General features: G+C 51.6%; 10 protein-coding genes and 1 tRNA gene. 3 read left to right on the forward strand and 8 right to left on the reverse strand.

The genetic code is table 11. The features are described 5' to 3' along the window. Positions 1–14 precede the first annotated feature (14 nt). The 7 genes from ACGHM3_RS04490 to rpsU form a co-directional block, all read right to left on the reverse strand. Positions 15–3,227 carry a type I restriction endonuclease gene (locus ACGHM3_RS04490; RefSeq protein WP_345427485.1) on the reverse strand — a complete coding sequence of 1,071 codons (3,213 nt, stop codon included), beginning with the start codon at positions 3,225–3,227 and terminating at the stop codon, positions 15–17. 12 nt (positions 3,228–3,239) lie between these two features. Then, entirely contained in the window at positions 3,240–3,443 is a 204-nt protein-coding gene (locus tag ACGHM3_RS04495; protein ID WP_345427483.1) for a helix-turn-helix transcriptional regulator, read from the reverse strand. Between the two features lie 650 nt (positions 3,444–4,093). Continuing rightward, positions 4,094–4,170: transfer RNA gene (locus ACGHM3_RS04500), tRNA-Ile, on the reverse strand. Between the two features lie 144 nt (positions 4,171–4,314). Further along, complete coding sequence (gene rpoD, locus ACGHM3_RS04505) at positions 4,315–6,162, reverse strand: RNA polymerase sigma factor RpoD (RefSeq protein WP_345427480.1); 1,848 nt, start codon at positions 6,160–6,162, stop codon at positions 4,315–4,317. Positions 6,163–6,377: 215 nt separating this feature from the next. Further along, the gene (gene dnaG / locus ACGHM3_RS04510) at positions 6,378–8,366 is read right to left on the reverse strand and encodes a DNA primase (protein ID WP_345427477.1); all 1,989 of its coding nucleotides are present in this window, start codon (positions 8,364–8,366) and stop codon (positions 6,378–6,380) included. Between the two features lie 48 nt (positions 8,367–8,414). Further along, on the reverse strand, positions 8,415–8,864 hold the full coding sequence (locus ACGHM3_RS04515; RefSeq protein ID WP_345427474.1) for a GatB/YqeY domain-containing protein: 450 nt from the start codon (positions 8,862–8,864) through the stop codon (positions 8,415–8,417). Between the two features lie 197 nt (positions 8,865–9,061). After that, positions 9,062–9,277, reverse strand: a complete 216-nt coding sequence (gene rpsU / locus ACGHM3_RS04520) for a 30S ribosomal protein S21 (protein WP_345427472.1) — start codon at positions 9,275–9,277, stop codon at positions 9,062–9,064. A 375-nt stretch (positions 9,278–9,652) separates the two neighbouring features. Here rpsU and tsaD point away from each other — a divergent pair, with 375 nt between their 5' ends. The 3 genes from tsaD (at position 9,653) to ACGHM3_RS04535 (ending at position 12,487) form a co-directional block, all read left to right on the forward strand. Continuing rightward, entirely contained in the window at positions 9,653–10,681 is a 1,029-nt protein-coding gene (gene tsaD, locus ACGHM3_RS04525) for a tRNA (adenosine(37)-N6)-threonylcarbamoyltransferase complex transferase subunit TsaD (RefSeq protein WP_345427470.1), read from the forward strand. A 72-nt stretch (positions 10,682–10,753) separates the two neighbouring features. After that, entirely contained in the window at positions 10,754–11,122 is a 369-nt protein-coding gene (gene folB, locus ACGHM3_RS04530; RefSeq protein WP_345427468.1) for a dihydroneopterin aldolase, read from the forward strand. A gap of 462 nt (positions 11,123–11,584) precedes the next feature. Beyond that, the gene (locus tag ACGHM3_RS04535; protein ID WP_345427466.1) at positions 11,585–12,487 is read left to right on the forward strand and encodes a DMT family transporter; all 903 of its coding nucleotides are present in this window, start codon (positions 11,585–11,587) and stop codon (positions 12,485–12,487) included. On the opposite strand, the gene ACGHM3_RS04540 is transcribed toward ACGHM3_RS04535, so the two are convergent. Beyond that, entirely contained in the window at positions 12,484–13,779 is a 1,296-nt protein-coding gene (locus ACGHM3_RS04540; RefSeq protein WP_345427464.1) for an ATP-binding protein, read from the reverse strand. The genes ACGHM3_RS04535 and ACGHM3_RS04540 overlap by 4 nt on opposite strands. Between the last annotated feature and the right edge of the window lie 551 nt (positions 13,780–14,330).

Below are 14,330 nucleotides of genomic sequence, written 5' to 3' on the forward strand. Positions count from 1 at the left end.
CTCATACCTAAGCATCACCATGCTCGGCTGCCGGTATTGAATTCTTTCAGGTACTCTGCGACCACCAGGTGATTAATAAATCTTGATGCGTCGGCGTTGAGTGGTATGTTTTGTTCTCCTTTGAAACGGCGTATGACTAGCGGCATCATCTGGCGTTCAAAGTAGCTTTCGTTGTCCAGTATCTGGCTGTTGTTCAGCACCTGCTCGTCGGCGTCTTGTTTTACGCCGGTTAGTGCTTCAAAAATCTTGCGTTCGTTCTCTGATATATCGCTCTTGTTCTCATGGCGCTCCTGCAAGCGCTTGTGAATACGGGTGTATTTGGCATCGCCCAGGTACTTCTGTCGCAGTTGATTATTCTGGCGGTTCAGTTCTTTTACGCGATCGTGAATCTTATTGAGCGCGTCAATATTGGCCACCATTTCATCCTGCGTGACCTCGCTGAGGTTCTTTTTCTTGAACAGCCTTTCCAACTCTTCTTTCAGGCTGACAAATTTTGGGTCCTGCTGATCAAAATTGCTGGCCAGGGCCTCGCGGGTTTGGCGAAGGGTGTTCTTTAACTGGTCAGCCAAAACCAGCTCTTCTTCGCCTACCTTGATAAAGCGGAACACCACATCTTCAAGGGCGACATTAAGCAGGTTGGCGGTGTCGGTGCCTTGTTCGATGCTCTCTTTCAGGTTGAGCATATCGAGGTGGTTGCAGGTTTCCCGATAGAGGATATTGAGCTTGGCAAAGTCCAGCTGTTCCAGTAACTCGTAGTCGCCTTGCAAGCGGATCAAGTTGTATAGGCTTTTGGCGTTTTCCAGCGCCTTTTTCAGAGCCAATACGGTTTCGCGGTCCTGAATCTGGCTGATTTGATCGGTAAAGATCTCGGCGTTGTCGGTATCAAAGCGGAACAGTACGTCTTTGATATGATCTATCTCTGCCGCGATCTCTTCCTGTGATTTGAACAGGTTGGAGTAGTGCTCCATTTCATCGCCGAGCTCAGATTGCAGCTCATCGAAATAGGCTTTGTTGGTGGCATCGAATTCTTTGCGAATGTCGGCAAAGTCCACCACGTAACCGTAGCGGAAGTCCTTATAGGTGCGGTTGACCCGTGTGAGTGCCTGGAGCAGGTTGTGTTTGCGGATTATCCGGCCGAGATAGAGCTTTTTCAGGCGTTTGGCATCAAAGCCCGTGAGCAGCATGTTGTAGACAAAGAGGAAGTCGATCTTGCCTGCTTTGAAGTCTTCTACCCATTCTTTGCGTTCTTCTTTCGTGCCGATGTCGTGCAGGATCAATGCTGCACTTTTAACCTTTCTTTCATTGGTTACTTTATTCCCGTTGGATTTTTTGTGATCGGCGCTTGGCTCACTACCGGGTACTGCGCCCGAAACGTTATATTCCGGGGAGTCTTCCGCCACCATCGGAAGGCCGTAACTCGGATTGTTGTCGTCGTTTACAGCCGCACCGGGTAGCTCATTTTCTGCGTATTTTTCACCGAAGAGCTTGAACATCTCTTTGGCCTGGTCTGAACTATCACAAATGACCATGCCGCCGATGCTGGCATCATTAAGCGCGCCGCGACTTTTCTCAAAATCGGTAACGATGTAATCCAGCATAGGCTCCACAAAGCTCGGATGGGCATAGATGAGCTTGCGATCGACATCCCCCATTTGGACTTCTACCTCTTCTAAGGCTTGTTGCAGCACCATCTTGTAGTTGGTGGCGATCTCTTCTCGAATCAGTCGCAGGGTGTAGCCATCGGCGATCGAGGCGTTGTAGTAGTACTTGTGGATATAGTCGCCAAAGATCTGCTTGGAGCTGATGGCTTTGGAATCGGGGTTCTTTCTGGCTGTGTCTTCGTCAACAATCAGTGGCGTGCCGGTTAGCGCGATCTTGATGGCGTTGGGATCGGACTGATATAGATTGGCCAGAAAGCTGCCTTTCGGGTTGTAACTTCGGTGCGCTTCGTCCAGAACGAATATGCGCTGGATGTTGATGTCATAGTCTTTGGTCGACATGACATCCGGGTCGTCCTGAAACTTCTGGATATTTACCACAGTGATTTCCGGCTTGCCGGAATGGTTGTGAATCACCTGTGTGGCCTTAATGTCTTTGGCAAAGGCATCACGGGAGTTAATGGTGTGCACCGTTAGCCCGCGCGCTGTGAATTCCCGCTGGGATTGCTGTAGCAGGTCAAGCCTGTCCACGATGAAGTAGAACTTGGGAATGACCTGTTGCTTTTGGAAATAGTCCGTCAGAAAACGAACGTTGTAATAGGTTAGCGCCGTTTTTCCACTACCCTGGGTGTGCCAGATGATGCCTTTCTTCACGCCCTCATTAAGCTTGCGTTCAATGGCTTTGGTGGCAAACAACTGGGGGTAGCGCATGATGTGCTTTTGCAGGCCATCGGTCTCAGCTACATAGGCCAGTGCATAACGCAGGATGAACGCCAGACGATCACGGCTAACCAAGGAGGTACAGATACTATTCGTTGGACGTTCTGGCTGCTTATTGGTCTGAAACTCCGGGTTGCTGCGAATGACTTCCAGGTTGTTGTCTTTCAGTACCCTTAGCTCTTCTTCCTCAGAAACGGACTTCAGCAACGCCGTGAGATTCAGTATCTCTTCTTCCCGGAAGTAGTTGAATACCGGCTTGTGATAGGAGCTGCTTGCGTAGAAAGCCCCTTGCACGGGTTCCGGATCGCCGTCGTCATACTCCATATTGTTGGAGAAGATCATGAATTGGGTGATGTTGGCGAAGCGCTTGAATTTCGGGTTCTGAAAACGTTTGTTGATGCGGTCGCGCTCAGCCAGGATGCCTTCGCGGTTATTGGGCTTTTTCACCTCAATAAAGACCAGCGGCATACCATTAATCAATAAGGTGATGTCTGGGCGGAATTCCTCATCACCATTTTGGCACGTCAGCTCAGTGACTACGTGAAAGCTGTTGTTGTTGAAGTTCTCAAAGTCGATCAGCTTGGTGTTCGATCGGTCTGTCAGGCGCTCAAAGAAAGCTCGCCCAAGGTCTTCGTTGTCGAGCTCCAACTTAATATCTTCGAGCAGGCGACTTACATCATCGGGCTCAATGCCTGGGTTGATTTTGAGAATCGCTGCGTTGAAAAGCTCGGGGAAAATATTGGTACCCAGATCCCAACTTTGGCCTTTCAGTGACAGGTACTGATAGCCGAGTCGCATCAAATGAAGGATGGTGGGAATTTTTACGCGAGTATCTTCATTAAACTTCATAACATTCCCTGTCTATTGTTGTGTCAGCTCTAGCAGGTCACCTACCTGGCACTCAAACAGCAGGCAGAGTTTCTCAATGGCTTCCAGATCCACTTTCTGGGCCGTCTCTTTATAAAGCAGGGTCACCGTAGCACGGCTTAACCCCGTTTCTCTGGCAACGTCGGCAATACGCATCTTGTGCTCGCCCATCATGCGGGCGAGATGGCAGCGGATCATGGCTGTGCCTCTGGCTGGTAATCAAGTTATCAGAATAACAAAGAAGCATACCATGACTTTGATATTTGCCTAGCATTTTGTGAGTTGAAATTGAATTATGTGGGGCTGATTTTTAAAAATAGGATAAAGAATTTCTAAATTACGCGGAGTTACGCGCCATATGCGTAATTACGCAAACCATGCGTAATCGCGCGTAATTTATATCTCACGGCGGAATAGTGGGGGCAAGAGCGTGTGACAATGCCGTACAGGCACTACCGCAGACGCAGGTTTAGGTTGTTGTGAATAGGGGCTGAGAGGAGGTTGTTTCGAGAAGATTTTGCTATTTGGCATGCGGCCAATTCTGCTTACCTATGGAAGCATAACCTGGCCAAAGCGGCCACATTATGGTTTCAATACCACTGGTGGTGTTAGGAGTAGGAAAATGGTGGGCCTTCACGGACTTGAACCGTGGACCTACCTGGTCTTATATAGAGTCGAGTCGGGTGCTCTAATCAGCGATATAGCTGGTGGTGTTAGGGGTAGGAAAGTGGTGGGTCTTTACGGACTTCGAGTGTGGACCTACCTGGTTTTATAAAGAGTCGAGTCGGGTGCTCTAATCAGCGACTTAGCTGGTGTTATGGATGGTTGGATAGCGGATAGCAGGAAAATGGTGGGCCTTCACGGACTTGAACCGTGGACCTACCGATTATGAGTCGGGTGCTCTAACCAGCTGAGCTAAAGGCCCATTTTCCTAGCTGGCTTGCCTGTTACTGCGGCAAGCCTGAGGACCTCACACCAGCCGGTGGTCTGGCTGGTGCGGGGGAGGGCCGCATTATAGTGCGGCCGCGATTGGTTGCAAATGCCTATTTGCGAATTTGCTAAATTATCGTTACTCGTCCAAGAAGCTACGCAGGTGATCCGAGCGCGATGGGTGGCGCAGTTTGCGTAGGGCTTTGGCCTCAATTTGACGAATCCGCTCGCGGGTTACGTCGAACTGTTTGCCCACTTCCTCTAGGGTGTGGTCGGTGTTCATATCGATACCGAAGCGCATGCGCAATACTTTGGCTTCACGGGCGGTGAGGCCGGCCAGTACTTCGCGGGTGGCTTCGGTTAGGCCTTGGCCGGTGGCCATATCGATGGGTGAGCTGACGCCCACGTCTTCGATAAAGTCACCCAAGTGCGAGTCTTCGTCGTCGCCGATTGGGGTCTCCATGGAGATCGGCTCTTTGGCGATTTTTAGCACCTTGCGGATCTTGTCCTCTGGCATTTCCATGCGCTCGCCCAGTTCTTCCGGGGTGGGCTCGCGGCCCATCTCCTGCAGCATTTGCCGCGAGATACGGTTGAGCTTGTTGATGGTTTCTATCATGTGCACCGGAATACGAATGGTGCGGGCCTGATCCGCGATGGAGCGGGTAATGGCCTGACGAATCCACCAAGTGGCGTAGGTTGAGAACTTGTAACCGCGGCGGTATTCGAACTTGTCTACCGCTTTCATTAGGCCGATGTTGCCCTCTTGGATGAGATCCAGAAACTGCAAACCACGGTTGGTGTACTTTTTGGCGATAGAAATCACCAGTCGCAGGTTGGCCTCTACCATTTCTTTTTTGGCGCGGCGGGCGCGAGCCTCACCAATGGACATACGGCGGTTGATTTCTTTGATGGAAGCCAGTTCTAGGCCGGTTTCTTCTTCAAGTTGCGCCAATTTACGCTGTGAGCGCATGATATCGTTGGCCAGCGGGCGCAGGGTTTCGGCGTAATCGCGTTTTTTAGCGATGATGTCCGGAATCCAGGAGTCGATGGTTTCGTTACCAGGGAACTCCTTGACAAAGGTTTTGCGCGGCATTTTACCTTTGCGCACACACAGGGCCATGATAACGCGTTCTTCACGGCGCACTTTCTCTAGCACGCCACGCACATATAGGTAGATTGGGTCGAACTGGCGCGGTGGCAGTTTGAAGAATTTGAAGATGTCGCCCAGGGCCTCTAGCTCTTTGCCGGCTTCTTTGCTGTTGCGGCCGTGCTTGTCGAGGGCTTGGTTGGCTTTGGCCAATTGCGCAGTCAGCTGGCCGAAGCGCTCTTTGGCCTCTTCTGGGTCTACGCCGGATATGGTTTCTTCATCATCATCATCGGAGCTGTCGTCGTCGTCATCGTCGTCGTCCTTGTCTTCCTCTTTGCTTTTAGCCGTGCTGCTGACGATTTCGGCCGGAGGCACGTCTTCGGTTGGGTCTAGCCAGCCGCTGATAACGTCTGCTAGGCGACGCTCTTCTTTGTCTACCAGGCTGTATTCGTCGAGAACTTTGGAAACGGCGCCAGGCCAAAAAGATAGGGCGTGCATCAGCTCGCGCACGCCTTCTTCAATGCGCTTGGCAATGGCAATTTCGCCTTCGCGGGTAAGCAGCTCTACGGTGCCCATCTCGCGCATATACATGCGCACAGGGTCCGTGGTGCGGCCGGCCTCGGTTTCCACGGCGGCCAGGGCGGCAGCGGCCTCGGCGGCGGCGATTTCATCGGTGGATGATTCGCCATCGGTCATCATTAGTTGATCGGCATCGGGCGCGGTTTCATATACCTTAATGCCCATGTCGTTGATCATCTGAATGATTTCTTCGACCTGATCCGGATCAGAGATGTCATCGGGTAGGTGGTCGTTGACCTCAGAGTAGGTCAAGTAGCCCTGTTCCTTACCGCGCGCGATAAGTTCTTTAATGCGTGATTGTTGCTGGGTATTTTCGGCCATTCTAAACCTTGCAAAAAACCAGTGATTACGAAAAGCGTAAACGCTCAATTATAGCTTGAATATGGTGCCGGGTGCGAACAAATCAACCACCGGTTACCACCGTTAAGTACTTGTACAGCTTGGAAATTCCGTTTTTGTGCCGCCGTTGACTCAGGTATGGCCGGTGGCGGTCGTTGTTTCCTGGTTAAATCCTAGATCGTGAGCTGCGGCGAGACTTACTGGCCGCTGTTCTCATCGGGCGCCGGGGCGTCATTTTGATGCTTGTTGGCTAATATTTGTTCTATCAGTTGTTTGCGCTCTTCTTTGCTTAGCTCGCCAATGGTGGCGGCTTGCAGACGCTTTAGGTCGGCCTGGCGGCGATACTCGGTTAAGCGCTTGTTAACTTGGTTGAGGCAGTCTTTAAATTCCCCTTGCACGTCGTATTCCAAACGGCTGCCGGCGCTGGCCAGCATGTCTTCGGCCACCAGGGATGCAAGGTCTTCGGTTTCCTGGGCGCCGCGGGTAGCTCGCCAGTAGCCCAGTACCCGGTTGATGGAGTAGTGCGGCCGTTGCTGCAGCAGGTCGAAGATGTCTCTAAAACGCGCTATATCGGGACTATCCACACTGAAGTTGCGCCAATTTATATCTTGCTTGGCGAGGTCTGGATGTTGCAGCAGCAGCGCACTAAGGCGTTTTTCAGGCGTCAATTTAAATAGGCTCTTATGTGTTTCTGCCAGGGGTTTTGGTGCCCTTTTGGCAGCCGGGCCGTAGCTCGGGTTCGGTGCTTTTGTGTGTTGCGGTAGATAGGCCGCAGACCGAGGTTGCTCGGCGTACTCGTTGTTGGCCGGCTGGGCCGGTGCCGGGCTGACGACGGGGGCTGGCTCCGGGGGCAGCTCGGTTAAATCCCGTATGGTGTCCAGGCTCAAATCTGTGCGTTTGGCCAACAGGCTGAACATCAGTTCGCGGTAAACACCGCTGGGCAGCTTGTTGATCAGTGGCGCGGCGCGCTTACTCATGTGCGCCATGCCCTCCATGGAGTTGATGTTCAGGCCTTCGGCGGCGCTGTCGAACAAAAAGTCCTCTAGTGGAACGGCTCTATCGATTAAATCGCTAAAGCGTTCAGCGCCGATTTGCCGCACCAGGGTGTCCGGGTCTTCGCCTTCGGGCAAAAACAAAAACTTCACCGCTCGGCCATCGGTCATCACCGGTAGGCTGTTTTCCAGCGCTCTGCGGGCAGCGGATCGGCCGGCCCGGTCGCCATCAAAGCAAAACACCACTTCGCTGGTGTGTTTAAAGGCCAGCTTGAGGTGGTCTTCGCCGCAGGCGGTACCCAGTGTGGCCACGCCGTAATGGATGCCAAATTGGGCCAGTGCCACCACATCCATATAGCCCTCAACGACCAGCAGGCGTTGGACTTGGCTGTGCTTTTGTTTTGCTGCCCACAGCCCGTACAGCTCCTTACCCTTGTAAAACACCGGTGTCTCCGGTGAGTTGAGGTATTTGGGCTGCTTTTTGCCGCTGTTTTCTTCCAGCATGCGGCCACCAAACCCAATAACACGGCCGCGTATGTCCTGAATGGGGAACATGATGCGGTGTCGGAAGCGATCGTACCGGCGCTTACTCTCTGGGTTTTCGATGGCTAGGCCGGCATCTTCGGCCAGCTTAAATATTTGCTCGCTGGTTAAACCGTTGTTTTTCTCAGCCAGGGCTTTGAGCAGTCCGTCCCAGCCCGGTGGTGCTAGGCCCAGGTTAAAATCTTTTACCACTTCTGCGCTGAGGCCACGTTTACGCAGGTAGTTGGCGGCTTCGCCCCGGGCCGGGTGTCGTCGCAACTGCGTTTGGAAAAAGACGCTGGCTTGATCCAAAGCTTGGTAAATCTGTTTACGGCGTCGTTCTGCCGCCTGCGCCGCAGTGGACTTTTCGGTCTCTTGCGGGATGTTAACGCCGGCCATTTTGGCCAGCCCCTCAATGGCTTCTCTAAAGCTTGTGCGGTCGTAATCCATCACAAAGCCCAAAGCGTTGCCACTGGCGCCGCAGCCAAAGCAGTAGTAAAACTGTTTGTCTTGGCTTACGGTAAATGAGGGTGTTTTTTCATCGTGAAACGGGCAGCACGCTGCGTAATTTTTACCGGTGCGCTTAAGCTTTACCCGCGAATCCACAATATCGACGATATCCAATCGGTCGAGTAGGTCATCGATAAAAGACTGCGGTATGCGTCCACTCATGGTGTGCCCGGCATTAAAGCGCAACGCGCGGAGCCAATGCCCGCACAATTAGCCCAATTGTTGTTTAACTAATTTACTGACTTCGCCCATATCGGCACGGCCTTGTACCTGGGGCTTAACGATGGCCATAACCTTACCCATGTCGCGGGTGGATTCGGCACCGGATTGCGCCACAGCGGCAGTCACTAGGGCTTTAATTTCGTCTTCGGTTAATGCTTGGGGTAAAAAGTCGGCAATGATGTCGATTTCCAGCTGTTCTTGTGCGGCCAAATCTTCGCGGCCGGCGTCAATGTATTGCTGGTAGGAGTCGCGCCGCTGCTTGGTCATTTTATCCAGCACGGCCAGAATACGAGCGTCATCGAGCTCAATGCGCTCGTCAACCTCAATGCGTTTAAACTCCGCGGTGATCATGCGCAAGGTGGCTAGGCGCTCTTTATCTTTAGCGCGCATGGCGGCTTTAACGGCGTTTTTAACGCTGGTGTAAAGTTCTGCGGTCATCTCAGCTCCGGTCTGTTCAATCGGTGGGCGAGGGTGATTATTACACCCGTGACGTCTAGAGATGCCAAAGCCTCAGAGCACCTATGTTATAACGCGTGGGTTAAAGACATCGGCGGCTGAGGCTTGGTAGGCCGGCACCTTGGTTGCCAGGCGGCATTAGCGCGCGCAGCGGGGCCCGGCAGCGATGGTTATATCGCTTAGTAAAGACGCTGAAATTTACGGCTTTCGCGTTGTACCTTTTTAGCGTGACGCTTAACAGCGGCAGCGGCTTGACGCTTACGAACAGTGGTGGGTTTTTCGTAGTGCTCGCGACGACGTACTTCGGCCAGGATGCCGGCCTTTTCGCAAGAGCGCTTGAAGCGGCGCAAAGCAACGTCAAATGGCTCGTTTTCTTTGATCTTTACTGAAGGCATAGAGCTACCTATTGTCGATTTAACTAGTTTGGTCGGCGATGCTCAGTATGATTGCTCGCTAAATGACCATTTAAAGGGGCGCAGAGTTTAAACGCTGGGCAGTCGGTGCGCAAGCTTAAATTTTATCAATCTTGCCATTGGGCGCTATGCCGCCGAAAAGCGCTGGCCGTAGGGCAGATGCGCAATTATCATGTCGCCGCTCTTAAGTTGTGACGCGAGGTAGGTAGAAAGGCCCTTGCCATAACATGGGCCCCGGCAAGGGTAGCTGCCTGCCGAAAAGGTTTGGGCTGGCACCGGATTCTATCTTCTTTATATAAGTAATGTTCTATCTAGGCGGGCTTCGTTCCTGCCCAACAACGTGGTTTATCTATCGTTATGCGTGTACTTGGAATCGAAACCTCCTGTGATGAGACTGGTGTAGCGGTGTTTGACACCAAGCACGGCCTGCTGGCGCACAGCTTGTACAGCCAGGCTAAGCTGCATGCTGAATACGGCGGTGTGGTACCGGAGTTGGCTTCCCGCGATCACGTGCGTAAATTGCTGCCGCTGGTGAACGAGACCTTGGCTAAAGCTGAAACCCGCCCCGACCAAATTGATGCCATTGCCTATACGGCGGGGCCCGGCTTGATTGGCGCCTTGATGGTAGGCGCCTGTTTTGCCCGTTCGTTGGCCTACGCTTGGGGGGTTCAGGCTTTGGGTGTGCACCATATGGAAGGCCACCTGCTGGCCCCTATGCTGGAGGATAACCCACCGGCATTTCCGTTTGTGGCGCTGTTGGTGTCCGGCGGCCATACCCAGTTGGTAGATGTGCAAGGCTTAGGGCAATACCAGGTGTTGGGCGAATCCTTAGACGACGCCGCCGGCGAAGCCTTTGATAAGGCGGCCAAAATGCTGGATTTGGATTACCCCGGTGGTCCACTGGTGGCCAAGCTCGCTGAGCAGGGGCGGCCTGGCCGGTTTGTATTCCCTCGGCCTATGGTGGATCGGCCCGGCCTGGAATTTAGTTTTAGTGGTTTAAAAACCTACACCCTCAATACCGTGGCCGAGCACGCCTTGGAAGATGGCCTGCCCGACGAGCAAACCTGCGCCGATATTGCCCACGCGTTTCAAGAGGCGGTGGTGCAAACCCTGGCGATTAAATGCCGCAGAGCTTTGCAGCAAACCGGGCATAAAACTCTGATTATTGCCGGTGGTGTTTCGGCCAACACCCGGTTGCGGGAGGAGTTGGAAATTCAACTGCAGAAAATTGGGGCGCAGGTGTATTATGCTCGCCACGAATTCTGTACGGACAATGGCGCCATGATTGCCTATGCCGGTGCCCAGCGTTTATTGCATGGCCAGCGGGAGCCGCTATCGGTAGCCGTGCACCCCCGCTGGGACATGACAATCCTGCCCGCGCTTTAGTGATTGTCCAACCGGCGCCGATGGCTCTGGATTGAAAACCGATTATTTATTTACTGCAAAAAAGAACCATTTGTGGACAAAGTTTTTATACAAGATCTTAACGTTGAAACCCTAATAGGCCTTTACCCTTGGGAGCAACAAGTTAAACAGCCCATGGTAATTAACCTGGAGTTGGGCTGGGATATGCGCAAGGCAGCGGCCACCGGCGATTTACAGTACACCCTCAATTACGCCGAAGTGGTGGAGCGGGTTCATCGGTTTTGCCGCGAGCACCAGCATATTTTGCTGGAATCTTTTAGCGACGATTTGGCGCGCATTTTAATACAGCAATTTAATGTGCCGTGGTTGAAACTGGCGGTTGGCAAAACCACCACCATTACCGCCGCCCGCCAGGTGGGTATCGAAATAGAGCGCAGCGCTGGCGATTACGCGAGCAAGTAACCCTTTAAGCCGCTAAAACCTCACATTTTGGTCAATTTTTTTCTGAATGTCCTGCGCTGTGGTTGACCTGGCTTACAAAAAGCACCACACTCAGGGCGGTGGAATTTTCACCGTCTTTCGAAATCTGTATTTGTCTTTCGAAGTTCCTGTATAAAGTTCCTGTATAAAGTTCCTGGCAAAACTGCGCCCCATATTTTCATGGCTGTCGCCGGAGTTATGTCTTGCCACTGTTTCATTTTTAATGACCTTTTAATCAGCGATTTACAGTAGTCACGATAATATGAATATTATGCCCTGCCACATTGCCAAACGTATTTGGCGCAAACTGCCGGTCGTCTATGACGAGCCGCGGCTGGGTTATGCATTGGTGCTTTAAATACTGCACCAAATTAATGTCCTAAAAGCCGCAGCACAGTCTGCGGCTTTTTTGTTTTTACGCACTCACTTTAGGGAGAAGGGGTTGTGCCAATTGCGTTAGTGTATGCCGTGGTGGTTTTAATTTGGTCTACCACACCGTTAGCCATTTTCTTTAGTAATGCTGATTTTGGCTTTTCGTTATCCGTTTTGTTGCGCATGGCCATTGGTGTGGTGTTGGTGTGGCTGCTGTTGGCTATTGGCAAACGCAAGCTCTTGGCCAGCCGTAACGATTGGCGCGTGGGCGCATTGGCCAGTATCGGTATTTTTCCTGCTATGCCGTTGGTGTATTGGGCTACTCAATTTGTGCCCACGGGTTTGGTATCGCTGATGTTTTCGTCATCGCCGTTTTTTGTCGGTGGCCTTTCCTGGTTTGTGTTGGGCGAAGCCATGGGTGCCCGAAAGGTGGCTGGTGTGTGCGTTGCCTTTGTGGGTATGGCGATTATTTTTTTGGATCAAATGCAGTTTGGCATGCAAACGGTGTACGGTATTTTGGTGTTGATTGCCTCCACATTCTTTTTCTCATGCAGCGCGGTGTTGTTGAAAAAATACAATGCTCATACCAGCCCCTTACAGCAAGCTGGTGGCTCTATGCTGTTTGCTTTACCCGGTTTGTTGGTGACGTGGTTGGTGGTGGATGGCAGTGTGCCCAGTGCGGTTAATTGGCAGCCAAGTCTGGCCTTGCTGTATTTGGCCGTGGTGGGGTCTGTGGTTGGCTTTAGTGGCTATTTTTATTTATTAAAAAATCTAACGGCAAGCTCGGTATCATTGATTAGCATGTTGTCGCCGGTGCTGGCCATGGGGTGGGGTTTTTTATTTAAGGGTGAGGTGGTTAATATTATATTTCTCACCGGGGCTGCCATTTTATTGCTTGGCTTAGGTGTTTACAGCGGTGTGCTTAAGGTGCGTCGGCGCGCTAAAGGTTTGGCTCACGTTGAGCCAAACGTTTAATGCGCCGATTGTGCAGGGCTGGGTGATTTTTCTTTTTGCTTAATGGGCAGTGTAATAATAAATTTGCTGCCCTTGCCCTCGTCGGTTTCCACTGCGATGCTGCCGTTGTGGCTTTGGATAATTCCGTAGGAAACAGACAACCCCAGGCCAGTGCCTTCACCCACGGGTTTGGTGGTGAAGAAGGGGTCGTAAATTTTATCCAGGTTTAGGTTAGCAATGCCTTGGCCGTTGTCTTCGATTTCGATAATGGCTTGGTTATTAACCGTATGCGAGGTGGTGATTTTTATTTCGCCAAAGTCGTCGATGGCTTGGGCTGCATTGACCAGTAAGTTAACCAGTACTTGGTTAATTTGCGGTACAACGCATTGGATAGCAGGTATCTCTCCATAGTTTTTAATGACGTTGGCTTTGTATTTAATTTCGTTGTTGGCAATGTTTAACGCAGATTCAATGCAGGCATTAATGCCTACGGTTTGCCAAGATTGTTGCTCTGGGTGGGAGAATACGCGTAAGTCGTGCACGATTTGTGTTACTCGAGTAACGCCGGTTAGAGATTCCTGCAATAGCTGTTTAGCATCGCCAAACAAAAAGCGAAAATTGTTTTTGTTCTCCAGCTCTTTGGCTTGTAGCCAGCGCGGGTCATCGCTGAAGTTTTCGGGTATGCCCATATAAGCCTGGGCTAATTGTTCGAAGTCGCCACAGTAGTTGGCCAACATCTGTAGGTTGGAATTAATGTAGGCGATGGGGTTGTTGATCTCGTGGGCGATGCCTGCAGACAGCTGCCCCAGCGAGGCCATCTTTTCGGCTTGTAGCAGCTGATGCAGGGTTTGCTGTAGCCGCTGGTTGGTGTCGCTTAGCTCCCGTGTTCTTACTGCTACCAGGTCTTCCAGGTATTGCGACCGGCGTTTTAGCGCTAGCTGGGTTTGCACTCTAGCCAGTAACTCCTCTTGGCTATAGGGCGTGGCCAGATAATCATCCGCGCCGGCTTTAAACGCTTTGGCTACGGTTTCTGGGCTGTGGTCTGCGGATACAATCATCACTCTGGGTCGGGCTGCTTTTGCAAGCTTGGGGATGCTTTGAAGAACATCGAAACCGGAAACCCCTGGCATGTTCATATCCAGCAGTAGCAGGTCTACGTTCTGTCGATTTAATGTTGCTAGGCATTCGTCGCCGGAGGCGGCCTCAAGCAATAGGTGGTATTGCTGGCCTAGGTGAGCGCGCAAAAGCTTGAGGTTAACGGCGTTGTCGTCGGTTAGGAGAATTCTGGGGTTATACGCTAGCGGCATATTCATAGGGTCGGTTTTCAATCTTCCACGCAAATTGAAATTAATAGAGCGCGTTGCTCTGTAGAAAATGCATTTCCCTATGTTGCAAAGCAGTATACCCAATAAAGAGCAGATTAGACCACGGGCTTGTGTGGTTAAAGGTGGAGTCTGTTGGTTGAGTGTGACCCTAAAAAAAGCCCCTCGATACAGCGGAGGGGAAAGGGTCTTAGGGTTGGGTTGCTAATGTAGCAAGCGTGTAAGTAAGTACTTACTGATTAGAATATGAGGGCGCGTATTATTAAGAAACCTGTCTAAACTGTCAACACGATCTTTGCATCGAGTAGGACGCACGGAATTCTTAAAACTTGTACAAATGACTCGGGCGCCGGGTTATAGTTTGCCGTTATCAGGCGGGGCGTATACTCGGTGTGGCTACTCTTTATTGCGGTTCCTATCCTTTGGATCGTTTTTTTATGTCTGGGTGATAAAAATAACAACGGCGACAGTGGTTAGATTGCCGGTAACGAATTTTTGTAAGTGCATTTAGGTGGCTTTATTTAGGTTGATCTAAACAAGAG

Source organism: Halioxenophilus aromaticivorans (assembly GCF_042850945.1).
In the GTDB taxonomy this organism is placed as follows: domain Bacteria; phylum Pseudomonadota; class Gammaproteobacteria; order Pseudomonadales; family Cellvibrionaceae; genus Halioxenophilus; species Halioxenophilus aromaticivorans.

Excerpts from the sequence above, each read along its gene's own strand:
- ACGHM3_RS04490 (WP_345427485.1), bottom strand. The coding sequence starts at position 3,227 with ATGAAGTTTAATGAAGATACTCGCGTAAAAATTCCCACCATCCTTCAT.
- ACGHM3_RS04495 (WP_345427483.1), bottom strand. The coding sequence starts at position 3,443 with ATGATCCGCTGCCATCTCGCCCGCATGATGGGCGAGCACAAGATGCGT.
- rpoD (WP_345427480.1), bottom strand. The coding sequence starts at position 6,162 with ATGGCCGAAAATACCCAGCAACAATCACGCATTAAAGAACTTATCGCG.
- dnaG (WP_345427477.1), bottom strand. The coding sequence starts at position 8,366 with ATGAGTGGACGCATACCGCAGTCTTTTATCGATGACCTACTCGACCGA.
- ACGHM3_RS04515 (WP_345427474.1), bottom strand. The coding sequence starts at position 8,864 with ATGACCGCAGAACTTTACACCAGCGTTAAAAACGCCGTTAAAGCCGCC.
- rpsU (WP_345427472.1), bottom strand. The coding sequence starts at position 9,277 with ATGCCTTCAGTAAAGATCAAAGAAAACGAGCCATTTGACGTTGCTTTG.
- tsaD (WP_345427470.1), top strand. The coding sequence starts at position 9,653 with ATGCGTGTACTTGGAATCGAAACCTCCTGTGATGAGACTGGTGTAGCG.
- ACGHM3_RS04540 (WP_345427464.1), bottom strand. The coding sequence starts at position 13,779 with ATGAATATGCCGCTAGCGTATAACCCCAGAATTCTCCTAACCGACGAC.